Annotated in this window: 20 protein-coding genes and 3 pseudogenes; 9 read left to right on the plus strand and 14 right to left on the minus strand. The window is 47.5% G+C overall.

All coding sequences use genetic code 11. The features are described 5' to 3' along the window. Positions 1 to 59 precede the first annotated feature (59 nt). Together BV372_RS19935 and BV372_RS19940 are read right to left on the minus strand one after the other, a co-directional pair. The gene (locus BV372_RS19935; RefSeq protein WP_086688235.1) at positions 60 to 1,001 is read right to left on the minus strand and encodes an NAD(P)-dependent oxidoreductase; all 942 of its coding nucleotides are present in this window, start codon (positions 999 to 1,001) and stop codon (positions 60 to 62) included. A gap of 61 nt (positions 1,002 to 1,062) precedes the next feature. Then, the gene (locus BV372_RS19940; protein ID WP_256973336.1) at positions 1,063 to 1,500 is read right to left on the minus strand and encodes a VOC family protein; all 438 of its coding nucleotides are present in this window, start codon (positions 1,498 to 1,500) and stop codon (positions 1,063 to 1,065) included. 512 nt (positions 1,501 to 2,012) lie between these two features. Between BV372_RS19940 and BV372_RS19945 the strand changes: the two genes are divergently transcribed. After that, entirely contained in the window at positions 2,013 to 5,627 is a 3,615-nt protein-coding gene (locus BV372_RS19945; protein WP_086688237.1) for a WD40 repeat domain-containing protein, read from the plus strand. Here the strand turns inward: BV372_RS19945 and BV372_RS35310 are convergent. The 3 genes from BV372_RS35310 to BV372_RS19955 form a co-directional block, all read right to left on the minus strand. Then, positions 5,607 to 5,840: a hypothetical protein gene (locus BV372_RS35310; protein ID WP_143845207.1), complete on the minus strand. Its 234-nt coding sequence runs from the start codon at positions 5,838 to 5,840 to the stop codon at positions 5,607 to 5,609. The genes BV372_RS19945 and BV372_RS35310 overlap by 21 nt on opposite strands. 123 nt (positions 5,841 to 5,963) lie before the next feature. After that, the gene (locus BV372_RS19950; protein ID WP_086688238.1) at positions 5,964 to 6,419 is read right to left on the minus strand and encodes a cupin domain-containing protein; all 456 of its coding nucleotides are present in this window, start codon (positions 6,417 to 6,419) and stop codon (positions 5,964 to 5,966) included. A gap of 252 nt (positions 6,420 to 6,671) precedes the next feature. Further along, entirely contained in the window at positions 6,672 to 7,427 is a 756-nt protein-coding gene (locus tag BV372_RS19955; RefSeq protein WP_086688239.1) for an SDR family oxidoreductase, read from the minus strand. Between the two features lie 220 nt (positions 7,428 to 7,647). Here BV372_RS19955 and BV372_RS19960 point away from each other — a divergent pair, with 220 nt between their 5' ends. Further along, positions 7,648 to 11,316 carry an NB-ARC domain-containing protein gene (locus BV372_RS19960; protein WP_086688240.1) on the plus strand — a complete coding sequence of 1,223 codons (3,669 nt, stop codon included), beginning with the start codon at positions 7,648 to 7,650 and terminating at the stop codon, positions 11,314 to 11,316. A gap of 18 nt (positions 11,317 to 11,334) precedes the next feature. Here BV372_RS19960 and BV372_RS19965 read toward each other — a convergent pair whose 3' ends face one another. After that, a complete protein-coding gene (locus tag BV372_RS19965) occupies positions 11,335 to 12,393 on the minus strand; it encodes a transaldolase family protein (protein ID WP_086688241.1) in 1,059 nt (352 codons plus the stop codon). Positions 12,394 to 12,724: 331 nt separating this feature from the next. On the opposite strand from BV372_RS19965, the gene BV372_RS19970 reads away from it, so the two are divergent. Continuing rightward, positions 12,725 to 13,927: a sugar MFS transporter gene (locus tag BV372_RS19970; protein ID WP_086688242.1), complete on the plus strand. Its 1,203-nt coding sequence runs from the start codon at positions 12,725 to 12,727 to the stop codon at positions 13,925 to 13,927. Here the strand turns inward: BV372_RS19970 and BV372_RS19975 are convergent. Next, positions 13,907 to 14,353, minus strand: coding sequence for a sensor histidine kinase KdpD (locus BV372_RS19975; RefSeq protein WP_179198162.1), 447 nt, complete (start codon positions 14,351 to 14,353; stop codon positions 13,907 to 13,909). The genes BV372_RS19970 and BV372_RS19975 overlap by 21 nt on opposite strands. Positions 14,354 to 14,522: 169 nt before the next feature. On the opposite strand from BV372_RS19975, the pseudogene BV372_RS19980 reads away from it, so the two are divergent. Then, positions 14,523 to 15,480: pseudogene (locus BV372_RS19980) on the plus strand (ABC transporter permease); the annotation flags it as partial. A 433-nt stretch (positions 15,481 to 15,913) separates the two neighbouring features. Next, positions 15,914 to 16,147: a hypothetical protein gene (locus BV372_RS35315; protein ID WP_143845210.1), complete on the plus strand. Its 234-nt coding sequence runs from the start codon at positions 15,914 to 15,916 to the stop codon at positions 16,145 to 16,147. A gap of 73 nt (positions 16,148 to 16,220) precedes the next feature. Here the strand turns inward: BV372_RS35315 and BV372_RS19985 are convergent, their stop codons facing one another. Next, positions 16,221 to 17,666 (minus strand): MFS transporter, encoded by a 1,446-nt coding sequence (locus BV372_RS19985; protein WP_086688244.1) that lies wholly within the window; start codon positions 17,664 to 17,666, stop codon positions 16,221 to 16,223. Positions 17,667 to 17,858: 192 nt separating this feature from the next. Between BV372_RS19985 and BV372_RS19990 the strand changes: the two are divergent. The 3 genes and pseudogenes from BV372_RS19990 to BV372_RS19995 form a co-directional block, all read left to right on the plus strand. Next, positions 17,859 to 18,141, plus strand: a pseudogene (locus BV372_RS19990) (IS701 family transposase); the annotation flags it as partial. A gap of 173 nt (positions 18,142 to 18,314) precedes the next feature. After that, the gene (locus BV372_RS36510; protein ID WP_179198163.1) at positions 18,315 to 18,467 is read left to right on the plus strand and encodes a hypothetical protein; all 153 of its coding nucleotides are present in this window, start codon (positions 18,315 to 18,317) and stop codon (positions 18,465 to 18,467) included. 58 nt (positions 18,468 to 18,525) lie between these two features. Beyond that, positions 18,526 to 19,068, plus strand: a complete 543-nt coding sequence (locus tag BV372_RS19995; protein WP_086688245.1) for a universal stress protein — start codon at positions 18,526 to 18,528, stop codon at positions 19,066 to 19,068. 63 nt (positions 19,069 to 19,131) lie between these two features. Here the strand turns inward: BV372_RS19995 and BV372_RS35320 are convergent. Further along, positions 19,132 to 19,250: pseudogene (locus BV372_RS35320) on the minus strand (IS701 family transposase); the annotation flags it as partial. 774 nt (positions 19,251 to 20,024) lie between these two features. On the opposite strand from BV372_RS35320, the gene BV372_RS20000 reads away from it, so the two are divergent. Next, positions 20,025 to 20,528, plus strand: a complete 504-nt coding sequence (locus tag BV372_RS20000; protein WP_086688246.1) for a DUF2808 domain-containing protein — start codon at positions 20,025 to 20,027, stop codon at positions 20,526 to 20,528. A 94-nt stretch (positions 20,529 to 20,622) separates the two neighbouring features. Here BV372_RS20000 and BV372_RS20005 read toward each other — a convergent pair whose 3' ends face one another. From BV372_RS20005 to BV372_RS20025, 5 genes are all read right to left on the minus strand, one after another. Further along, the gene (locus BV372_RS20005) at positions 20,623 to 21,573 is read right to left on the minus strand and encodes a D-2-hydroxyacid dehydrogenase (protein ID WP_086688247.1); all 951 of its coding nucleotides are present in this window, start codon (positions 21,571 to 21,573) and stop codon (positions 20,623 to 20,625) included. An 84-nt stretch (positions 21,574 to 21,657) separates the two neighbouring features. Beyond that, positions 21,658 to 21,942 carry a hypothetical protein gene (locus tag BV372_RS20010; protein ID WP_086688248.1) on the minus strand — a complete coding sequence of 95 codons (285 nt, stop codon included), beginning with the start codon at positions 21,940 to 21,942 and terminating at the stop codon, positions 21,658 to 21,660. 38 nt (positions 21,943 to 21,980) lie between these two features. Next, positions 21,981 to 23,003, minus strand: a complete 1,023-nt coding sequence (locus BV372_RS20015; protein ID WP_086688249.1) for an ABC transporter substrate-binding protein — start codon at positions 23,001 to 23,003, stop codon at positions 21,981 to 21,983. Between the two features lie 57 nt (positions 23,004 to 23,060). Then, positions 23,061 to 23,390, minus strand: coding sequence for a ferredoxin family protein (locus tag BV372_RS20020; protein ID WP_086688250.1), 330 nt, complete (start codon positions 23,388 to 23,390; stop codon positions 23,061 to 23,063). A gap of 192 nt (positions 23,391 to 23,582) precedes the next feature. Next, positions 23,583 to 25,223, minus strand: a complete 1,641-nt coding sequence (locus tag BV372_RS20025) for an FAD-dependent oxidoreductase (protein WP_086688251.1) — start codon at positions 25,221 to 25,223, stop codon at positions 23,583 to 23,585. Positions 25,224 to 25,332 lie beyond the last annotated feature (109 nt).

Genomic DNA, 25,332 nt, shown 5'->3' on the forward strand with positions numbered 1-25,332 from the left:
GTATCTAAACAACAATTCTCAGTTTACCTTATCTGCCCTGTCTCCAATTTAAATTGGTATTAGTTAGCGTGAGCTATGGCGGTATCAACCACCCATTCCAACAGTCGCGGCTGAAAATTCAGTTCGCGTTTTGCCTTGGCATTCGATGCGCCTCGCATCTGAGTCTGGTAGTAAACAATGTCCGCACCACCCTCCATTTTGAGAGCATCCTCAACCGATATCCGTGGTGGGGGTGGAGCATTCAGCGCTCGAGCAAACGCAGGCAGCCAGTCGCGCACCGCTAAAGGCTGATCATCCACAATCAGATAAACACCAGGATTGCCCTGCTCTGCGGCGGCAACGGTGGCCATTGCGGCATCCTCAATGTGTATCCACGACCAGACACCATCCCCATTGCCCACAATTGGAAACTGTTGCTGCCGCACCTGTTGCCCCACATCGCCATCCGGGTTGAACCAGGTGCCGGGTCCGTAGAAAAAACCATAGCGTAAAGCGATTCCTTCCAGATCAGGCGTTTGGAGTAAACGATGTTCAGTCTCGGTAACGAGGCGAGCATCCGCGGCAACGGCAGGGGAGGCATCAAGCGATAACGGTGTTTCCTCATCTGCCAATCCAGCACCGGGAATTCCCCAGAAGGCCATCGACTGTTTCAGGAAACGGCGCACCCCTGCTGCCTTTGCTGCCGCCAGCACATTGCCTCCTCCCTCTGACCGAATCCGCGTATTCAGAGCCGCTGTCGCATTCATGGATTCGCGAGTGTAAGTTCTGGGTAGAGCGGTGAGTTGTTCAATCACCACCTCTGGTTGAGCGCGAATGACAGCCGCTTTAACTGACTCTGGGTCGAATACATCCGCGATCGCCGGTTCGATTCCCTGTGCCGCTAAGGACTGTGCTCTTTCTTGGGTGCGGGTCAGCGCGACAACATTGTGTCCTCTGGCAAGTAATTGGTCGAGCGTTGGGCGACCGATCGCTCCTGTTCCCCCAGCAACAAAAATCTTCATCTGTAAATCCTCTAAAGCTTATTGGTTAGTACGGCACTACATTGCGTTGATCGATGTCCTATTACCGTCCGGGCTTCCGCACCCTTATCTCCTGAAGCACCCAACTGTTGCCGTCTGGATCGCTGAACGAGGCATAGGAGGCATAGTCGCGCCGTTCCGGATCGGGACCCGGTACTCGTCCCTCGGTTCCAGCGTGGGGGAAGATCCCGCCGATGTCGTGAAACACCTCACTCACCTCGACACCGCGATCAACGAGTTCGGCGCGGGCTGCCTCAATGTCATAAACGATGAGGTACAAACCCTGAACCGAACCTGGCGTAGCTGACGAAATTCCTTTACCAAAGATGATGGAGCACTCTGAGCCAGGAGGAGTCAATTGCACCACCCGGAAGTTCTCATCGGTGACAAAGTCGGCATCCAGTCGCCACCCCAACGTTTTATAGAAGTCCTTGGCCCGATCAACATCGGAGACAGGCAATACCACAACTTCGAGTTTCATGTTTTGACTGTTTACGTGATTGCTACTCATCTTGATCTCCTTTAGGTTGGCAGGGCTGTTTCATTCGTAATGGTAGGTGTTTTGTCAATATGATTGGCGATAAATATCATGGTAAAAGTCATGAATTGGTGACCATTTCGATGCCTAGGATTGAATGCCAAGCTTATTTTTTATCTCCTGAACCCTTGCATTTGCAAGCCTTTTAGCGAATGAAACAGCCCTGCTTTAGGTTGGTGGGTTTGATGTTCAGATTGGTTACTTTTCATTCTGAGCGCGATCGCCCAATACAAAACACTCAAGTTCTTTGAGTTAAAACGCAATTTAATTGTTCTGTGTTTGAGTAACGCCACCCTAAGTGAGCCACAAGCAATAAAACCTGGTATACTTTGACGAAAATGGAATCATTTGCTTGCCAATCTGTGTTGCTGAAACTCCCCGTCAGTTGTTGATTGAAGAAACGCCCGATATTTCAAGAAAAGATTCGCTCTGTCCCTTGTACCATCGGCTGATCTATGGATTCCAACCCATCAAAATCTGAACGAGGTCGCTCCACTTCTTTTCGAGTGCGAGGAGTCATCCTATCGCCTCAAGGGTGGCAAAAGTTGCAGACGGCAAAACAGCAGGCGGAATCCAACGAAACCTGGGGTAAGCGCTTCACCCAGGAAGATATCAGCGATCGCACCGGACTCTCCCTCAATACCCTCGCTCGCATTTTCAAGCGCGAACTGGGGGTTGATCGTCAGTCATTAGAATATCTCTTCCGGGCGTTTGGGCTGGAATTGACGAAAACAGACCTCAGATCCCCTGCCTTATCTGAAGAGACCGAGAGCCGATGGACAAATCCCCAACAGGACTGGGACACGGCGGTCGATGCCTCGGTGTTTTATGGGCGTGAGGCAGAACTAACGCAACTGTGGCAGTGGGTTGTGTCTGAGCGCTGTCGTCTGGTTGGAGTATTGGGCATTGGGGGCATTGGCAAAAGTACGATCGCCGTCAAAGCTGCGCTGCAAATGCAGACAGAATTTGAGATTGTCGTATGGCGCTCCCTGGCTAATGCACCACCACTGGATGAACTCCTGTCGAGCCTGCTGAAGTTTCTCATGCCGCTTTATGAGGAAGATCCGATCATTCCCACCACGCTCGATCAGCAAATTTCCAAAATGATCCAATATCTGCGATCGCGTCGGTGTTTATTAATTCTGGATAATACTGAAACTATTTTGCAGCGTGAGCCAGTGGGACAATGGCGCTCAGGCTATGAAGGTTACGGACAGTTGCTTAGAGCCATTGGTGAAACGTCTCACCAAAGTTGCTTGTTGCTCACTAGTCGAGAAAAGCCTCGCGAAATAGCACTGATGGAAGGTGCACAGGTGCTAGTGCGATCGCTGCTCTTACATGGATTGTCACCTGATGACGGACGCGCTATCTTTCGGCAAAAAGGAGCGTTTACAGGTTCAGAAGCCGAATGGGAGACTTTAATCCACCACTACGGTGGCAATCCTCTGGCATTGAAACTGGTGGCAGCCGCAATTGAGGATTTGTTTAACGGCAGCATTACAGAGGTGTTGCCTTATCTCAGTCAGGGATTGGCTGTTTTTGAAGACATCCGCGATTTGCTCTCTCGTCAGTACGATCGCCTCTCGGAAGCTGAACAGAAAATACTGTCCTGGTTTGCAATTCATCGGGAGCCAGTCTCGATCTCAGACATTCGAGAGAACGTGGTTGATCCTGCTGCTCAACAAAGTGTACCCAATCTGATCAACTCACTACTGAGGCGATCGCTCATTGAAAAAAACGATGGGTTATTCTTCTTGCAACCCGTTGTGATGGAATATGTCACAGAGCGATTCGTGCAGCAAATTTGCATCGAATTTGAGACGCAGCAGCTTAACGTTTGGCAAACGCATCCCTTATTGCGAGTACAAGCAAAAGATTACATTCGAGAGATTCAGACACGCCTAATTATGCAACCCGTGATGGAGCGGCTTCTGTCTCGCTTTGGCAGTGTGACAGCGATCGAGGCACAAGCAAGGCACTTATTGATGCAACAAGGGAAAAAACCAGGATATGTGGCAGGCAACCTGATTAACCTACTGGTACAGTTTCAAGTTGATTTGTGCGGCTCAGATTTTTCCGACCTCGTAGTGCAACAAGCCGACTTGCGACAGGTCAATTTAGCAAGAGTCAATTTTCAGAATGCCAATTTAGCCAAATCCATCTTTTCAGAAACACTCAGTAATGCCATGTCGATTGACCTGAGTCCAGACGCTCAGGTCATCGCAGTTGGGGCTTCCAATGGCAACATCTATCTCTGGAACATCACCATAACCCAACTCTTAGCCACCTTTGAAGGTCACACAGGGTGGGTTTGGTCCGTCGCCTTTAGTCCGGATGGCAGAACGTTAGCCAGCGGCAGTACTGATAGTTCGGTGCGCTTGTGGGATGTCCAAAGTGGGCAATGCTTGCAGGTGCTAACAGAGCATACAAGCTGTGTTTGGTCAGTGAGTTTTAGTCCCGATGGTCAGCAATTAGCGAGTAGCAGCGACGACCAAACCGTGCGTTTGTGGAATTTGCAAGGGCAGTGTCTCCGTGTCTTGAAAGGGCACACCCAGAGTGTTTATGCCGCCCACTTCGCTCCCGATCAGCAGACCTTAGCCAGCAGCAGTCATGATACAACCATTCGGATCTGGGATGTGAGCAACGGGAACTGCCTGAGTGTCTTACAGGGGCATATCAGCGGGGTTCAGTGTGTGTGCTACAGCCGGGATGGTCAACTGCTTGCTAGCGGCAGTCGTGATGGGTCAATTCGACTGTGGAGCGGTTATCTCGTTAGAGATCCATCGTCAAAGCTCAATTTCAAGGTGCTCAAGGGACATACCGATTGGGTTTGGGACATCGCCTTTAGCCCGGATGGACGTTTGTTAGCCAGTGCCAGTCGCGATGGCACTCTGCGTCTTTGGAGTGTCCAGGATGGGCAATCCATCTATGTGCTCGACAGTCATACGCATGATGTTCACGGGCTTGCCATCAGTGCCGACGGTCAATTGTTGGTGAGTGCAGGAAAAGACCATACGGTGCGGCTGTGGCATTTGCAAAGCGGACGAAACCTAAAAACATTGCGTGGATATACTGGTGGGCTTCACTCCCTGAGCCTCAGTTCGGACGATCAATTGCTTGCCAGTAGTGGTCAGAATGAAACGATTCAGTTGTGGCGTTTGCAGCTAGATAGCAATCTGCCACGACTTCACCCCTACAAAACTTTTTCCAGCCCGATCCGTGGGATTTCATCATTAAGTAACGTCAGCTTTAGTCCCGATGGTCAAACGCTGGCGATTAATCGACATGATGAGTCGATCGCTGTGTGTAATATTCAAACCGGGCATTTCGACGAGTGGTCAGCGCACAACGCATCCATCTGGACAGTGTTGTTCAGTCCGGGGGGAAAGATTTTGGCAAGCAGTAGTTATGATTGCACTGTGCGACTATGGGATGTGGAGACACAACATTGTTTGCAGGTGTTACGCGGGCACGAGAGCGGTATTCTCGCGATTGCGTTTGATAAGAGCGGTCAATGGTTAGCAAGTGGTAGTTTTGATGACACCATTCGCTTGTGGGATGTGCAAACTGGAGAATGTTTGAGGGTATTGCAGGGACATACGGGTGCTATTTTCACGCTGGCATTTGATCCCAGTAGTCAACGATTGGTAAGCGGCAGCCACGATCAAACAATTCGCTTGTGGGATTTGCAAACCGGAACATGTCTGAAACTATTGCAGGGACATACGGGAGTTGTGTGGACGCTTGCCATCAGTTTAGATGGTCGAATCTTAGCAAGTGGCAGTGATGACCAAACCATCCGCTTGTGGGATTTGCAAACGGGACACTGCCTCCAAACATTATGCGAACACACCAGTTGGGTCACGTCAGTCCTCTTTAGCTCCAACTGTCAAATCCTACTTAGCGGCAGTTACGATCGCGCGATAAAACTATGGGATGTAAAGACAGGACGTTGTATCAGCACGCTAACGATCGATCGCCTGTATGAAGGTATGAATATTCAAGGGGCAACCGGGTTGACAGTGGCTCAAAAAGCTACCCTGAAAGCGTTAGGGGCAATTGAGCATTAAGGCGATCGCACCTCCGTCACTCAAAACGTCTGGAATTTGCAAATCAGCCTGGAGTGAGGGCAAAACAGGTGGGCATGGCCTGAGCGATCGCCACCTTTGACCTCTAGTAATGCAGGGTTTCGCCTGCCGTTGGTGGCAATAAAGGGGAGGAAGCGATAAAAACTCCCCACCGTTCAGGTCACGGTTGGTCTGCACTGTCTGGATCTCTGACATCGCTCTCCTCCAAGATCCAGCAAAGGGACACAGCGGCATGACTCCCCGCCAGTGCATTTCGAGTGATTGGGCAAATCAGGGATGTGACACGATCGTTCCTTTTCTAATGTCCGATTTTACGTCTCACTTTTTGTCGGGCGTGACCAGATTCGTTTCATCGGTATCGACGACAAAGACAGCTAGCATGCGCATGGGTTGAGTATCACTGGCATTTGCGCTGACAAGATGATGATTGCCAGGTAATTCAAAAAAGTTCTCACCAGCGTGATACACCTGCTCCGGATTATCATTGATTTTGCTACGAATCGCACCCTCCAGGACTGTTGCATAGATGAAAGCTGAGCCTGGATGGGTATGCGCAGGATTCGAGCCACCCGGCTGGTATTCGACCAGCACGCCTTTCATACTCTTGCCGGGCACATTCGGAAGGGCGTGATCAAAAACCAGCGTTATCTTGGACTTATCAGTAGACACGTCATCGGCTGAAGCTGCGAATACAGGGAGTGTTGTGAATACAAAAAAAGCTGCGAATATGGAGAGTGCTGCGAATGCAACTCCGTGGAGAAATCTAGTGAACATTTGGGTTCTCCTTTGAATACAAATTCGTGGATACAAATCCGCCGTATGATGCCCTCATCTCAAATCGAATAGACGTTCAAGCGGTTTACGAATCGCGCCAGGTTCTCAAATCCGCGCAGTCCGACCTGTTTGTCGATCGCCTAGCGCAGAATGACGAACCGATAGGGATCGGCGAGGCTACCTCCCGCCCGTCATCTTCGTCACAACGGGCAGGAAGCAAACGTTAAGAGTCATGGGATGAACGAGTGTCGGCTATGCCGCGTTACGTTGGCGACCGAGCCACTGATCGAAGTTTGTCGAGCCGATGCGCGGATTGTCGCCGGGGGTGAGGGAGTGATCGTTGAGCTCTATGCCGAAGTAGCGGGCGTGGATGTCTGTGATTACCTTGCGTGTGTCGTTGTTTGCGATCAAGAATCGTTGGACGAGTTCGTCGAGACGGAACTTTTCAGGACCAGCCACCTCGATCGTGCCGTTCAGGGGTGCCTCGACTGCGAGATCGGTTAGTACGGCAGCCACATCATCCGACGCGATCGGCTGCACCAGGGCAGGTGACAAGCGAACCGTTTGTCCGTCGGTGTTCGATTGGGCGATGCCACTCAGGAACTCGAAGAACTGCGTTGCACGGAGGATCGTATAGGGAATCTTGGAATCCTTAATCAGCTTCTCCTGGGCAACCTTTGCCCGCATGTAGCCACTGTCAGGCAAGCGATCGGCATTGACAACCGACAGCGCTACGTGATGTCCCACACCAGCATTCGCTTCGGCGGCAAGCAGGTTACGACCGGATGTCTCGAAGAACTCCAAAACCGCCTTGTCCTCGAACGAAGGTGAGTTCGCCACATCGACAACAACCTGAGCGCCTGCAAGTGCGCCCGCGAGTCCCTCACCGGTGATGGTGTTGACGCCCGATCTGGGTGATGCCGCTACTACCTCATGTCCAAGCTGGCGCAGCCTGTTCACGAGATTTGTGCCGATGAGTCCGCTGCCGCCAATAACCACAATCTTCATGCCGAACCTCCTAGTTTGTAGCCCGCAAGTCGGGGCTTGTAAAGAACTGTCCCTATTTTTCGGCGTTTGCCTAATTTTAACCAGTCAAGTTTACTAAGTTAGTACTTAAATTAAGTGCAACTTAATCCGTCATGAGACCTCTCAAAATCAGCTCTATTGATCTTTTGAGGTTAAGCACCTATACTTTGCTTAGGCTCTGTTCTGGTTCTAGGTGACTGTGATGCCACTGCACAAGACTAGGCGCTACAGAGGGGTCATCCTGACTGCCCAGGGATGGAACAAGCTTCAAGCTGCCAAAATCCAGGCTGAGTTCAATGAGAATGCAGGCGAGCGCTTCACTTTAGAAGAACTCAATGAACGCATGGGCTTGTCCCTGAACACGATCTCAAAAGTATTAGGGCGCTCAGAACCCGTAGACAAACAATCGTTGCAGTGGGCGTTCCGAGCCTTTAACTTAGAATTGAGCCGGAATGATTATCTACGCCCCAGTGCTGCCATTGAAGCAGCGGAGGAGATCATCCAATCAGAGCCGCCCGCTTGGGGTAGCGCCATTGATACCTCGACCTTTTGCGGACGCAGTGAAGAACTGTTGTGTCTTGAGCAGTGGGTGCTAGAAGAACAGTGCCGCCTCGTGCTGCTGCTGGGGATTGGTGGGATCGGCAAAAGTACCCTGGCTGCCAAACTGGTGCAGCAGATTCAAACCGAGTTTGAGGTGGTTGTGTGGCGATCGCTACAAAATGCCCCACCGTTTGAAGAGTGGTTAGAGACAGTATTGCCGATTCTATTGCGGGCACAGGGAGAGGACATTGCTGTGCCGAGTAGCCTGGATGGGAGACTGCTGAAGCTGGTGGAGGGGTTGCGTCAAAAGCACTGTTTGCTGATCCTGGACAATGTCGAGACAATCCTAAGTGCAGGTCAACCAGCACAGTATCGAGCAGGCTATGAGGGATATGGTCAGCTATTCAAAGAGATTGGGGGAGTCCCCCATCAGAGTTGTTTGCTGCTCACCAGTCGCGAAAAGCCTAGAGAGATTGTGCCTTTGGAAGGGAAGCAGCAATCAGTCAGAACACTCCTGCTGAAAGGACTGAACCCAGAAGCAGGACGAGAACTATTTCTCTATAAAGGGGCATTTGTGGGGACAGATTCAGAATGGGAGCGATTAGTTACCCATTACAGCGGCAACCCCCTGGCGCTGAAGATGCTGGCAGCCACAACCCAAGACCTCTTTAGTGGCAGCATTGCTGAAATATTGAACTATGTGCAGCAGGGGTTAGCAGTCTTTGATGATATTCGAGACTTGCTCCGGCACCAGTTCGATCGCCTATCGAAAGTTGAGCAGGAAATGCTCTTTTGGTTAGCCATTAATCGGGAACCCGTCTCGCTTTTCGAGTTGAGTGGGGATCTTGCAACCAAGGCTTCCAAGCGCAGATTGCCAGATGCCATGCAGTCCTTGTTGCGGCGATGTTTAATCGACAAGGCTGCGCCTACGCTGATTGAAGAGGGTGAGCAGTTCTTTCTCCAGCCTGTGGTGCTGGAGTGTGCGACTGATCAGTTCGTGCAGTGCGTCTCTGGAGAAATTGCCAGCCAGACGCCAGAGCGACTTAGAAGCCATGCACTGCTCAAAGCTCAGGCAAAAGACTACGTGCGAGAGATGCAGAAGCGGTTAATTGTTGAGCCGATCGCCGAACAATTGCTGATGCAGTTTGGCAATTCATCAGCAATTGAGCAGCAGTTGAAAAATATGTTGGAACAGCAACAGCAGCAAGCACCTCTGCCAGACTACATGGCTGGTAATCTTCTCAACCTGCTGGTGCATCTGCAAAGCAAGTTACGAGGCTGTGACTTTTCGGAACTAGCCATATGGCAAGCCGACTTACGACAGGTCAACCTGGCAGGGGTCAATTTTCGCAACGCTGATTTGGCAACCTCTGTGTTTACAGAGACCTTAAGTAGCGTTGTGTCAGTCAGCTTTAGCCCAGATGGTAGCTTACTGGCAACCGGCGATTTGGACGGTAAGATTTGCCTGTGGCGCGTGGTCGATGGTCAACAGGTTTTGACCTTGCAAGGACATACGGGCTGGATCTGGGCTGTCACCTTCAGTCCTGACGGCAAAACTCTAGCCAGTTGTAGCCATGACTCGTTGATTCGGTTGTGGGATGTGCAGAGCATCGATTTTGAGCAGTCCAATCCTGCAAACCTGGCTGAGGTGGATGATTCCAGCCATCTCCCAGTCACCTGTCTCAAAACACTGCGGGGGCATTCCAGACGAGCTTGGACGATCGCCTTCAGCCCCGATGGTCAAATGCTGGCGAGTGGCAGTGATGACCAAACAATTCGGCTCTGGAATGCACATGACGGAACCTGCCTGGCAGTTTTGCAGGGTCACACGGGTGGGGTCACTTCAGTCCGCTTTAGTCCCAATGGACAGATTCTGGCGAGTAGCAGCGAAGACTCCTCAATCCGATTGTGGAGTGTTGATCGCGGTACCATCCTCAAAACCTTGCAAGGACATACCCGTTGGGTGAGGGCAGTTGCCTTCAACCCGGATGGTCAAACCCTAGCCAGCGGTAGTGACGATCGCACCGTTCGCCTGTGGGAGGTCAAGACAGGCACCTGCCGCCAAACACTGCCAGGGCATACGGGTTGGGTCACCTCACTCAGCTTCAGTCCTAATGGTCAAACCCTTGCTAGTAGTAGTGAGGATGCCTCCGTGCGGTTGTGGAGTGTGCAGGATGGAACGTGCTTCAAACTGCTACAAGGTCACAGCAGTTGTGTTTGGGACGTTGCCTTTAATCCAAATGGTCAAACCCTCGCGAGTGGCAGTGCAGACCTTTCAGCTCGATTGTGGGATGTCCAGGATGGCACCTGCCTCAAGACGTTTCAGGGGCAAACCAGTGGGATCACTTCAGTCAGCTTTAGTCCAGATGGCTCCATGCTAGCCAGTGGCAGTTATGATGCCCTTGTGCGGCTATGGGATGTGCAACAAGAAACTTGCTCAAAGGATCTGCCAGGACATACAAATTGGATCTGGGCAGTAGAATTTTGTCCGAATGGTCAAATGGTTGCGAGTGGCAGCAATGATCAAACCGTGCGGCTATGGGATGTACGAGAGGGTGCCTGCCTCAGGACCCTACAAGGACATACGGGTTGGGTTTTGTCCGTTGCGTTTAGTCCCGATGGTCAAATGGTTGCGAGTGGCAGCAATGATCAAACCGTGCGGCTATGGAATGTGCGAGATGGCACCTACCTCAGAACCCTACAAGGGCATACGAGTTGGGTTTGGGCCGTTGCGTTTAGCCCGGATGGATACACCCTTGCCAGTGGCAGCAACGATCGAACTGTACGGCTATGGAATGTGCGAGATGGCTCCTGCATCAGGACCCTGCAAGGGCATACGGGTTGGGTTTTGTTCGCTGCCTTCAGTCCTGATGGTCAAACTCTAGCGACGAGTAGCCTGGACTGCTCAGTTCGCTTTTGGAATGTGCAAGACGGAACGTGCTTGGCAACGTTACACGATCATACCAATGGCGTTCGCTCCCTCGCCTTCAGCCCCAATGGTCGTATCCTAGCCAGTGGCGGTGACGATCAAACTATCCGGATATGGGATGCCCGAGACGGTACTTGCCAGAAAGTCCTGCAAGGGCACACCAGCCGCGTCTGTTCTGTTCAGTTTAGTCCGGTTGACGTTAGCCTGCCATCCGATGCAGATCCGATTTTGGTCAGTGGTAGTCAGGATGAAACCATTAAGCTGTGGAATCCGACAACAGGAGATTGCCTCAAAACGCTAAGAGTCGATCGGCTGTATGAAGGTATGAATATTCAAGGGGCAACCGGGTTGACAGAGGCTCAAAGAACTACCCTGAAAGCGTTAGGAGCAATTGACCATTGAAGCGATGCACATCCAGCTTCAGCGCCTTCGCTTGTGCTCGATTGTGACTAGCAACTGTTGAAAGGCGTTGAGCGATCGCGCCATTTCCTCGTTCACAAGTTGGTCAACTCGTTCATCCAAAGATCTTTCTGACAATCCGTTTGTCACATGTTGTTCAGCTTGTTCATGCTCTGTCAACCTCACCGACAGTAGAGAAACCTCACGATACTTCTCTAGCGTTGACCGCTCCAGCATCATCACGGTTTCAGGAGCCACTAGAGTCTGAATATAGCGCCACGCGGATTCAGGCGGAATATCTGTGCAATCCCATACCAGACGCAGCGGTTTTACCCCTTCAGGGAGCGATCGCCAGCGTTCACTTTGGCAGAGATTTCGATAATGCTGGTACAGAAGTTTGGCTTGCATCACACTGAAAGATGTTTCTGTATCGGTAATCAGTGGATCAATCGCTCTATCCAAACGACCAATGAGAACACTTGTAAAACAAACAACGTCGCTCACCGATTTTCCTTGCTGAATCAGGCTCTTTAGCCCTCTGAGATAACTATCGAATACTTGCTCATACATGCTTGGAGAAAACACTAACGTTGCATTAACATTGATACGATTGCCAATTAGATGTTCAATCACTGGTAGCAGCAATTGAGTCGCTGGGATTCTCAACAACAAATTACTCCATCCCACTGATTGCCAGATGTCTTTGGCTGCTGCGATCGCTGTTTCAGGTGCAAGCAGTGCATCAGGCGGAAGAGCAATTTGAACATAGCCATTGCATCCCTGAGTCTGAGAATGGACTTGTTTGAGCAAATCAGCCGCTAATTGTAGATCTCGCACAATCAAATAGTCATAGTCTGATCGAGCATTCCGGCTCATCCCTTGCTGCGCCAGTATAGTGAAGTCGCGATCGTACGCATGTACCTGGATGGCAAGGTTCAATGCGTCAAAGTTTGATTGTGCGCCCCTTAACCCATCCTCTTCAATGGCTTGTTGCAACTGACTACTGCTCACCCAGCTTCGCTCAAACCCATCAAGCCAAACGGATTGTCCAGAGCGACGCAGTGACTGCAACAGGTTCATAGCTTACAAACTTTATGCTCCAAGATTAAAATGTCCAATAAACCAGTTTGGCAACTTTCTTCAAATGGCACCACGCAAAATCCATGAGTTAAGCGCCAACTTAACCCCATCCGTAAGATTTAAGATAATTGCATTTTTGTCAATCAGTTAAAATACTCAAAATAGCTTAAATGAAAATGATAATCCGATACCTAATCATCGACTCAAGACAATCTTTGGGGGCAAGTTAAGACGAACCTTAGCGCTGGGATTTGTGGTCTATGGACAAGCGATCGTCCCTAAAATTGATTAAAAACCGTGAAAAGTCAGATTTCACTTCCGGAGTTTTTCGATGAAATGCGATCAACGTAAACTCGCGCGATGGCGGCAACGTTACTTGACATCCCATTGGATTGGAGTGGCGATCGCCTTCTATGCTTTTATCGCCATTGGCATTGCCGAAGCTGGATTAGGGGTGCTGTTACCGTCCATCCTGTCCACTTACCAACTAACTCCGGCAACAGTCACGCTGCTGTTTGTCAGCCAAATTAGTGGATACATTGTCGCTGCTTTCAGCAGTAGTCTGGTCAGTAGCCGTTTAGGACTAGCGCGAATGCTCCTGATTGCTGCTTGTGCCCTGACAACTGCGCTGCTCATTTATGCATTGTCCGCCTACTGGTTCATTATGGTCGTTGCGGGAACCTTGCTGGGGCTGGGGATTGGATTAATTGATGCAGGCATCAACACCTACATCGTGCAGGATTCGCGTAGTGCAAACCTGATTGGTTCGCTCCATGCCTTCTATGGCATTGGCGCACTTTTAGGACCTGCGGTGGCAACGACACTGTTAGCCGTTGGGATGAATTGGCGGCAGGTGTATTTGGTGTTGGCGAGTGTGGTCAGTGTGTTGGTAATAGGTCTTGTCAGCGTTATTCTCTGGCGCTATCAGCCCATGATGGCAAAGGTAACGACATCCGATACGACTGCGGTGGGAAATTTGCGGCGATCGCTCCACCATCCTATTGTGCTGCTAACTGGGCTGCTCTTGCTCGTCTATGTGGGCACTGAAGCCTCGGTTGGTAACTGGGCATACACAGTACAATCTGTTGCCCGACACACACCTGAACTGATTGCAGGATATAGTGTCAGTGCCTATTGGATGGGGTTGACGATTGGACGTTTCAGCTTGAGTTACTGCTTGAACCGACTGGGTGCCGTTCGCACCATCAGCCTATCCCTGAGTTTGCTAATGATTAGTCTGGTAGCCTGGTGGCTCTTACCTGCTCAGTGGATTAGTTTACCGTTGATTGGCTTTGCCTTAGCCGCTATCTTCCCCGCCACAATTTGGCTGATTCCACAACGAGTGCCAGAATCGCTCGTGCCTGCGGCAGTAGGTTTTGCCACCAGTACCGCCAGTTTTGGAGCGGCGCTCGTGCCAACGGGAGTGGGCTGGGCGGCGAACTGGGCTGGGTTGGATATCATCCCTATGTTGATGCTGCCACCCGCGATTGTGATGATCTGTGTACATTACTGGTTAGTTCAACATCGGCAATAGAGACGAATATTCAAGGATGTCAGAACGAGTTTTTGACTCTGAGCTACGAGTTCTTAAATCAAAGATTTTTCCTCCATGAGCCGTGACAATTTGCCGACAGATGTAGAGTCCTAGGCCTAAACCGAGTGATTGACGATTATTAGGGCCACGAGTGTAGAGATCAAATAAGCGATCGCATTGCTGTTGCGTCATCCCTACACCATCATCTTGAACAGTGCAACGGATTTGTTGTTTAACATTTTCTTCAACAGCATTTAATGCCAGCCTAACTCCTGGTCGGTTATATCGCAGTGCATTTAACAGTAAATTTTCATACACTCGCCGCAGATGTAGCGTATCGGCATTTATAAGGGGTAAATCAGTGGAAATCGTATATGTTACTGTGGCGTTTGCTTGCTGAATCAAAGGTTGGAAATCGCTAATCACGGATTGCACTAAATCCAGAAATGTTGAATGCCGATACAAAACTTTACATAGTTGGTTAAAGTAACTCTAAAAAGCCTAAAACGCAGATTTTATCAGGAGTCAGCGCAGGCGATCGCATATTTTTAAATCCACCCCAAGACTATCAACGTGAACAGGCGAAAAAACAACAATGAATTTCTTAGAAAATATGCAAATGGCAGGCAAAACCCTGCTAGCTAATAGATTACGTAGCGCCTTGACAATGTTGGGTATTGTGATTGGTAATGCTTCAGTGATTGCCATGATTGGTGTTGGTGAAGCAGGGCAAAAGTTTGTCAGTCAGCAATTAGAGTCTTTAGACCCTAACATTCTCTTTATTATTCCAGGTAATCAAGAAACTCGACGCATCAGTACCGATATCTCCAAGAATTTAGTCTTAGCAGATGCTCAAGCGATCGCTACTCAAGTGCCATCAATAACGGGAGTTGCTCCGGAACTGAATGGCAGACAGTCAGTTAATTACCTAAATCGCAACACTAATGCCAGCATCATTGGTACAACTCCTAGCTTTCCCCAAGTGCGAGATTTTAAAATTGCCCAAGGGCGATTTTTTACAGACTATAGATATAAAGCGTCAAAACCAAGTCACTGTTCTGGGTGAAGATTTAGCACAACGATTATTTGGTAATCTCAACCCAATCGGCGCACAATTGCGAATTAAAAATAGTAGTTTTCAAGTCATTGGCGTATTCAAAGGCAAAGGCTCTCGTATCGGAACCAACTATGATGAGGCGGCTTTGATACCAGTAACTACCGCAGCCAACCGCATTATCGGTAGAAATTCTCCCTATGGTATATCTCTCGATTACATTGCTGCTTCATCTCGTAACGCCCAGAGTGTAGATGCTGCCCAGTTTCAAATTACTAATTTACTACGCTTACGGCACAAAATCACTGGTGAAGATGATTTTACTATCAACTCTCAGAAAGAGATTTTACAAACAGTTGGTCAAATCACTGGTGGATTAACAATTATGTTGGCAGCGATCGCTGCTATCTCTTTAATTGTGGGTGGTATTGGTATCATGAATATCATGCTTATCTCCGTAACTGAACGCACCCAAGAAATTGGATTACGAAAAGCGATCGCGCTGATGTCCTTAAATAGAACCGCCACCTTGCACTCGTGTGGCTCACCGATCCGGAAGGCAAAAACATCAAACCACCGTCCCATCGACTCGGCACGATCCGTAAAGCGTTTTGGCTCACCTGTCAACGCAACTTTGCCGTAGATATCAAATTCCAACAGTCTTACTTCACGATGCCTCGTCAAGGGTTCACTTGCGTTAACCATGTTGGCTTTACCCTAACACCCTTCCCATCATGACGGCTGACAGGTTTTGGTATACTTGACCCTCTAGCTGTGAGACAACCGGATTACTCCTGTTGCCCCTTCGGGCGGGTACTGGCACTGGACACTTGCTAAGAGTCTTTCTGAGAGACTCACTCTACAACGTGCGACATCGAATCGCACAAGCAAAAACTAAGTAACTGTATTTCTGGCTTGATCAAAAGCTATATATGCCAAGAGTTTCAGAAGCCAATGCTGCTCGCTTTTCTTGCGAGGTCGAGGTTTATAGCAGTCGAAGTTGGCATTCAGCACAGATGCACACTTTCACGTCGCACACCTCGGCTCAATGCCAACTTGAGCCGAAAAAACTGCTTCAACTGCCACAACTAGGGCCAGCAACCTGTCCCGTGACAACATCAAGGTGGCAACGACATCAATTACTCCAACAGTTAATTGACCTCTGAGTGTAACTGGGTGGTGAGTATTTGGGTCTGTGTCCCCACTAAATCTTTGATTTAGTGGTCTTCAATATTATTGTTAAATCGGTACTCTTTGCTGCTTGACTGGGAATAGGACTCGCCAAAGCTGACCCAGAGGCACAGAACCATGCTCCTGAACAAAAAACAAGGGCAGGAGAGCAGCCGTCCGTAGGATGCCTGAGAGAATAAACACTCCCAGTAAGCCACCGGCACCAGGCAGAGTCGCGAGAAAGCTACCAGCGGTGATTCCCATTGCTCCAGTGACACCAGCAACCGCCCCTGCGATCGCGAAGTAAGTGGACTGATTAGTTACCGGTGCCACTCCCATCATCAGATTGTTGGTACACAGGTCAATGGCCGCCCACGTCCCAGATCCCAGCACGTGTAAGAAGGGTAACCAGACCCAAACGGAAATTGAATCATTTCCAGCTAATAGCCACAACAGAGGCGTCACCGCCACCAAGATTCCTACTAATAACATGATGGGACGATTCCCAATCCGGTCAGACAGTTTGCCCCAGAAAATCAGCAGCAGCATGTTAGCACCAGCTCCTAAGCCGTTATAGATTGTTACTACGCTGACATCTATATCCAGGTCATCCAGCATGTAGAGGTTAAAGAAGGGAGCGCTGACGTTAACGGCAAAGCACCAAATGGCAAGGTAAAGCAGTAACTTCAAAAAATTGGGGTCATTGAGGAAGCGAAGATGTATCCCGCTGCGGTATGGTTGGGGTGTCTCTGAATCCACGACTTTTAAAAGCTGTGGGTTCACATCGCTCATCCAGAACTGACAGCCCTGACTAAGCAGCCCAACCGCAATTCCTAGAACCAAGATTGCACCGTAGCCTTGGAGCGTTCCACTAGGCCAGATCGATACTGCTAAACCCAGCAACGGCACACCGATGAGATTCATCAAACTGAGAACACTATTGCGAAAGCCAAAATACCGCCCCCGCAGCCGCCCAGGTACTAACACAGCCGTCCAGGACATCCAGGGAGCACGGGCGAAAGCTTCAATGATATTAGCCACTAACATAATTCCCAATGTCAACAGCACCACTTGGTGCTTAGTGATATGGTTAGATGAGCTGACTAACCATATCGCTGGCACGAGAATTATCCACAGTAGCCGCGCCGGGATGAAAATGCTCATGGAATACCAGTGGAAGCTAGTACTTCGGTCTACTAGATAAGCTCCCAGCGGTTGGAGCAAATTTACCAACTGAGGAATAGAAGCGAGCAAACCAATTTCTACTGCACCGGCACCCAGATCCAGCAAGAAATTACTGAGCAACGCTGAACCGATGATACTGTAAAAAACCGCAGCGAAGAGACTCTCGATAGTTAATGCCCTAAGACTTGTGCGAATTTGCGGTTTGGAAAGTTTCATAGTCCGATTTGTGGGAGGAATTACTGTCTGTGTTAATTCCCTATCCTCTGGGATTTCCTGAATGGGGAGAGGAATCTTTTTTAGTAAGCTTTCGTCTTCTACTTCCTTAAACATACTGAATAGCCAAAATTTAAAAAGAGTTAACGCGGCCTTAATTGCTTGTAACGTAGAGAACAGTAGGCGCGCATCAGCCTACTCGGACAATCTTTTTGAAAGATACGTTAGGGAATAAGGGGTTATTAGCCCTGTTGTGTAAATTTGCCGATAGTATAATAAATTACAGAACATCGAACGAAGATACAGAGTATGGTAGAGCCTCGTTTACCCGTACAAACCATCAACTTTGTGGACGAATATTGTTTGTTGTATAAAAAGCTGTTTTCAGATGTTAGGCTTTTTGAAGCATTTAAGTATCTACATATAGGAAGGATGTATTTCTGATTTAAAACGGAAAAGCCTCCCAGAAGTAGCAACAATTGTCGGATTAGATAACCATCAAAGGCTACATCATTTCTTAACAACATCATCTTGGGATGTAGAGAAGTTAAGAGCTTTGGGTTTAGAACTAATTTTACAGATACTAAAAGGTATTGGACTTGAGCGATTGGGCGCAATTGTAGGATTGCTGGAGACTCCGATTGATCTATGTTAGTTGTGATTTGTGTAGACTAGGGCTACAGTAAGGAGAAGTTCGCCCAAGCATTTTTGCTCTTTTGTGATGCCAAAGTTGAAATTATCAAGCGAACCGAAGCATAATTTCAGGTGTTGCCCAAACTTGGGTTGTCGAGTGTACATTTGGGTGGTTTCGCTGGTTGCATCGCACAAGCCACGGACTATGAACTATTACCAGGCGTGAGCGAGTTGATGAGCGAAACGGCAATGGTGCGCTTGATGTGGAAGCGCCTTGCTGCCTAAAGAGAACCTTTATAAATCAGCTCTTATATGGAGTCACAACAGTTTGGAGAAAGTCTATATGTTTCACAAGATTTTAGTTGCAATCGACACCTCTGCATCCGCCAAGGATGTCTTTGATAAAGCCTTGTTTTTAGCAAAAGCGAGCAAGGCCGGCCTTATGCTGTTGCATGTTCTGTCGGGTGAAGAACAGGGGAGAGTAAATATACCTATACTTCCCAGGCAGGATTACTATCCATATCCCGTGATGAGTAAAAGAACTTTGGAGTTCAATCAACAGCAGTGGGAGGTTTTGGAAAAGCAAGGTCTAGAGCTACTACAATCGTGTACGGATGAAGCAACTCTAGCAGGCGTGAGTACAGAATTCATCCAATCCCCTGGTAATCCTGGTCAAACCATCTGTAACTTAGCCTCCACTTGGGGTGCTGACCTAATCGTAGTTGGACGTCAGGGTCTATCTGGTTGGAGTGAGTTAGCCTTGGGTAGTGTCAGCAATTACGTACTCCACAATGCTCCCTGCTCAGTCCTGACTATACAACACATATCAAAAATGAATACTGAATCTGCTCAAGACGAATCAAGCAGAGTTAGTGCATCGGATTGATATGATTAAAGCGAAACTCAACCTACTATAGAGTTGGAGTAGTCAGCGAGATATTCAGGGAGTGAGACCATTGCATGTCACTGCCACAATTCCATTCTCTACTTTTCCCAAGTTTCCTACTGCCGTTTCACATAATCTGTCTTATTCCCTTTCTTTTTATCTCCTATCTCATCAATAATTAGGGGTTGATATAGCGTAGCTGACACTAGGGGCAAACGCATACAGTTTAGTTCATATTAATGGTTTGAAGCTAACAAGAGGCGTTGTTGCGTGAATAGGCAAAATGGTAAATTTTACCTATTCACGCAACAACGCCTTGGCAAGCTGGATATCTCGGCAGGAAGTTCAAACAGTACTATCAATTGCGAATGTTATTTGATTAGTTCTTGCCGATACTCATCGTTTGGTACTCTTGAATTACGAATTAGCCAATTTGCTATTAATAATTTCATAATTTTAATTTATCGATTTCAGAATAAATAATATTTGTTTTTATTATGTGCCTAGTTTTATCGTGTAAATATAAGCAATCAAACACAGTCCTAAAAAATTGGGTTTGTATTTTAGATAAAAGATGCCTATGAAGCATATCTTTAAATGCCAGATAAAAATATCTTTCTCCTGATTGATAGCCCTATATGGACATAGGATTAGTGGTGTTATCACGAGAAAGAAAATCCTTAATTATTGATGTATTACCCTTGTAAAAATATCAATATTCAAGCCAGAATATATTTGCCATGATCCGAAAATTAGCCTAGAAAAGATGAAGTCTTCAGTAAAGCGATCAAGCGTCGGATACATTACTCTGACGTTGTTGATTCCTTGACTGCCATCTGGCATATCAATAAAAGTGGCATCAGCTTATAGTCATAAATTGGCTATAAATTGAAGGTGCTTTTGTAATTGACTTGCCAATTTTCAAGCCTAATTAAACTATCCATCCCGTCAATGCCATGAAACATATTTCTAGATTATCTAAAGCTGTGTTGGCTTTCAGTTTTGGTATGCTTATGCTGCCTATTGCCAAAACCTATGCCGTTGATGCCAACACTACGTATAATCAAACGAGTGTTGCAGCAGCAACTTATTATTTCACTGTCGCTGTACCTGCTTCTGGGGCAAAACCGCTACAACAAGTGACGCTGACACAGATACAAGGCGGCGAAGATATTGAGTTTGATGCCAAACAGAGTAGTGCTTTTGTGGGAACAAGCGATCGCACAGGCGAAAATCTGCCAGTTTCTTTGGTAAGGAACCCAAATCAAAACGATTCAGTAACAATCCAGTTCGCACAACCCTTACCAGCAGGTAAGACAGTAACAATTGCTCTCAAGCCATACCGTAATCCTAATTACGATGGGGTTTATTTATTTCATCTCAAGGCTGCTCCTGTAAATCAGAACACAGAAGGTCAATCTCTTGGTGTAGCTCGCTTACAGTTTTACCCAAACTACTAGAGAATTGACTTGCAAACTACTACAGACAAATCTTATCACCAGATTTGTGATGTTTTAAAGTACACCTTATTAAAGGTGTATTTTTTGTGAGAAACTAATAACCAGCATTTTTATCTACAAGATTCCGTAGAGGTTGGCCGTTGTAATAGCGTGTAAAATTATCGAGAAAAAGTGCGATCGCTCGCTCTTTGGTTCTGGGAGAATGGCCAGAACAGTGGGGTGTAATAAAAATATTCGGTTGAGTCCATAAAGGACTTTCTAGTGGTAGTGGTTCTGTAAACACCGTATCTAACGCTGCACCAGCAATTTCACCTTCTTGTAAAGCTTTTAATAGTGCAGGTTCATCGACAATTGCACCACGCGCAATATTAATCAGATAAGCATCGGGACGCATGAGGCTGAAGACTTCTGCATCAATTATACCTTTGGTTTCTTTGGTAAGAGGTGTGGCAATGACTACATAGTGAGCTTCACTCAGAAGTGGTTTCCATTCATTTGCACCCACTACTTTGTCAAAGTTGGGTAATGGTTGTGGATTACGGCGACTACCAAAAATTGTTAACCCAAAAGCTTTAGCACGCTTGGCAATTTCTTGCCCAATTCCACCTGCACCAATAATTAATAATGTTTTATCTTGCAGTTCTTCATTTCTAAAACCTCTTTGCCAACTCTTCTGAGTTTGTAACTCATACAATTTTGGCAGATGCTTAGCGTAAGACAACATATAAGCAATGACAAACTCGGCAATGGGAATAGCATGAATTCCTGCACCGTTAGTTAAGATGATGTCACGTTCTAAATATTGTGGTGTCAGAATGTTATTTACACCTGCATTTGGTGCTTGATGCCAACGCAATTTAGGCGCTGCGTCTAGGACTTTATGTAAAGTCGTAGGTTTGAGATAATAAAGCCAACTGAAATATACTTCCGCATCTGTAGCATCACCATCTATATTGCCATCAATATCTGCCCGGATAAATTTTATATCGGTAGGTAGATGCGGTTTAATGTCATCAGCAACTTCTATTGGGAGAATTAGCTTCATACTCTCTTACTCTATTGAGTACCCCTACGCAGTTGGATCATTAACTTCGTTTACATATGATGACTCTTACCATGCTTAGGTTAATCAGCTGGCAGGAGTATTTAACCATGTTTGTGTTGCAGCATCCCAATGAGAATCAAGCCAACGCTGTTGCGTTTCATCCCAGTGTGATAATGTAGCCAAATCCACCATTGCGATCGCAATCTCAATGTTTTTTTCTGCCGCCAGCGGCCCTGAGTCTGCAAAACTAAGCACTTCGTCAAAGATGTCCATAATCCACCCTTGATAAACTTGCCCATTTGTCAGTTTGAAATAGTGCTTTGTGCCTAACTCGCTGAATTCTTCCAGGATAGCTTTTGGATTTTTCATCAGTCGCAACCTTTGGGTGAATTGCTATTTTAAATCTTTTACTGTTTTGGTTGCGTCACCATCCAATCATTCAATTGAAAATCAGACTGGGCTAATTTCTGCGAGACTAAAAACTTCTTTGTCCCTTCTAAAAGTTGTACTCCTTGATCTGGCAAAGGTTCTCTGGGGAATTGTGTAATGGGGAAAGAAGCCTTCACCACATCAAGAGGGTATCCCGATACATCAGCATGAAATTTGAAGTAAGCCTCTGAGTTCGCTTGAATGTTTTGGACAGATGCTTGTTTGATCTGATTCCACTTTTGCGGAAAATCGGGATGTTTTGCGAGGAAAGCTTCTGTCGCAACAGTTACGCTTGTTCCTCGTAAGTCTGGATGTTTAATTGCTTCATCAATTACCGGATACCCTTTTGCTTGTAACAGCGGCCCTGTACCAGTAGATGCAGCAATAGCAGCCACATCTCCCCGTTCTAATGCGGCTTGGGCTTCACTAGGTAGGAGGTGAATTACAGTGACGCGATCGCTAATCCCAGACTCTTGCAACAATCCAATTAAATAGCGATGCATATAGGAACCTTTGGAAGTCGCTACCTTCTGCCCTTTAAGGTCCGCTATCGAACGCGGGCCGTTTTTCTTTGCCAGTAACCAAGCATTCATCCCTACTTGTTCTTGAGCAATCAGGCGCGTAGGAAGACCCTTAGCTTTGCCTACCAATGCTGGTGTATCACCGTAAATGCCTACATCCACTACCCCCGCTACCAGGGCTTCATTCAGGTTAGGCCCATTCGGAAAATTCAGTGTCTTGATTTCTGTTATCCCTATTTGTTGCAATTCTGGTAAGAGTTTACCTTGATGTATTGCCCATCCTGCTGGCCCGATGGGTGTTTTAACTTTACCGTTGCTAATAAAACCCAAACGCAAGGTAGTAGTTTTAGCTGCGGTTGTGGTCGTGGGATTGGGTACAGCTTGGGAAACACTCTGATGGGAACTGCAAGCAGTACTGAGAAATAACAAAGATACAGCCAGAGTCGGTAGTTTAGGCAAGAAGGAAATAGAAGTAGGCATGGTAAACAAAACGCAAAGACACAGCAAAAAGTTGGAGGAGACAACAAAAAATTTATGTTATTTCAGCTGCTTGAGTATTTGGTGTGTGGAATCTTCTTTTGCTAACGAAGTGCGATCGCGTCCCCACCCGACATTTCTGCGGTAGCTACCCAGAAGTTCGGCCTCTTTGAGTAATTTTTCATCAACGGAATCTAGAGGATCGACTTGTGGTGCTACATACAAAGCATCCACCGGACAGTACAATTCGCACATGAAACAGGTCTGACAATCACTTTGTCTAGCAATAGTAGGCGGTGCATCTGGTACTTTATCAAAGACGTTTGTTGGGCAAACGTTAACGCAAATATTACATTGAATACAACGCGAAGCGCTTACTAACTCAATCATGTCAAACAATTTTGGATTTTAGATTTTGGATTGACTTCACAAATTTTTCTGGAGGCTCATACCATCAAGGAATTATTGATCAATTTTGAATCGTAAATTTTTTAGATTGGGAAATGAGGTGCATTGTTGAAGAACTCTTATCTTTCTCTCTGCGCCTTTGCGCGACTGAAACTGCGTGAGAAAAAAAGATAATCAGGAAGATACACTTACCAATTCTTTCTTTGTCCCTAATCCTTCAGTTTTCACCCAGACTTGATCTAATCCACCACTAACTAAATAATGTTGCTGGTTGGCATCGATTTCTGGATAGTCTAGATGTTTGTGCATACCGCGACTTTCTTTGCGTTCCAAGGCGCTACTGTACATCCATCGCGCTGTAGCTACCATTGCGGCTGCTTCTCGCACCTGAATAATATTGTGGCTATCTCCAGCCTGACTGCTACGAATCTCCTTCCAGAGGTGATTTAATCTCTGCAATGATGCTGTCAAACCTTGTTCGTTACGGAAATAATTGCGATCGTAGGGGAAGACTTCTGCTTGTGTTGCTCGGATAACTTCTTGAGCTTTAATCTGGTGTTTGCTACCGTTTGTCAATCCTGCTTCACCAACTGCTTCTACAGGGCGTTGTCTACCCCACTCTCCAATATTCTGGGCATACTCAGCCGCAGATTTCCCTGCCCAGCAACCAGAAGATATCGCCCAAGCTGCATTGTGACTACCACCACCAGTAAACCCACCACAAATTAATTCTCTGGTAGCCGCATCGCCTGCGGCATACAGTCCTGGGACTGATGCGGCGCAGGTAGAATCGACGATCCGAATCCCACCTGTACCGCGTACTGTTCCTTCTAAACGCAAAGTAACGGCGAAGCGTTGCTTAAAGGGATCGATACCTGCGCGATCAAAGGGTAAGAAGAAATTAGGCTGTGCCTTGCGCATCTGTGCCTGCATATCTTCAGTAGCTTGATCCAAGATGGCATAGACTGGTTGGGTCAACAAAGTCTGAGCAATAACTGAACGTCCTCGTTGCGAACCTGCACCTGGTATAGGTGTGCCATCTTCGTATGTAAAAGTTGCCCAATTGTAAAACAGAGTCTTAGTGACTGAGGAAAAAGCGGGAGAGATGCCATATGCGTTAGAAAACTCCATCCCTGACATCTCCGCACCCGCTTCTGCTGCCATGAGGTATCCATCTCCAGTCAAAACATTGCAACCTAGTGCTTTACTCAAAAAAGCACATCCGCCAGTTGCGATGATTACTGAATTGGCACGTACAACCCATTGCTTGCCAGTCTGACGGTTAACCCCTGTTGCCCCAGCAACTGCACCGTCTGCGGCTACTAATAATTGCAAGGCAGGGCTATTATCTAAAATTGTTACCCCCGCCCGTTTGATTTGCTTCCGCATCAGGCGCATATATTCTGGTCCTTGTAGACTGCGCCGATAGGGTTTTCCCTCTTCATCAACAGGAAAAGGGTAACCCCACTCTGCTAATAGGTTGACGTTGGCATAAGTCTGATTTAATACCTGCTGCATCCAATCACGGTTGGATAGAAATCCTCCCAAAGCTTCTCGGCTAGCCATCGCCGCTTCTCTCGCTTCCGGATTTGGCGGTACATACCACACACCATTACCCGATGCTGCGGCACAGCCACTCGTACCGCAGTAGCCTTTATCAACCAAAACAACTTTTGCGCCACTAGATGCCGCACTCCAAGCAGCCCAAGTACCAGCTGGGCCACCGCCAATCACGAGAACATCTGTCTCTAAATTGGGATCAACATCAATATCGATAGTAGATGAATCTTGCGATCGCCAATGGTAACTACTCATTGAATTACTCGCCTCAATATTTAAGCTTACGTACTACAGAGAAACTTGGATAATAACGCAATGAATAAACAAATTTTTAACTGCAATGATGGAAATCAGAACAGTTTAT

Source organism: Nostoc sp. T09 (assembly GCF_002154695.1).
Classification (GTDB): domain Bacteria; phylum Cyanobacteriota; class Cyanobacteriia; order Cyanobacteriales; family Nostocaceae; genus Aulosira.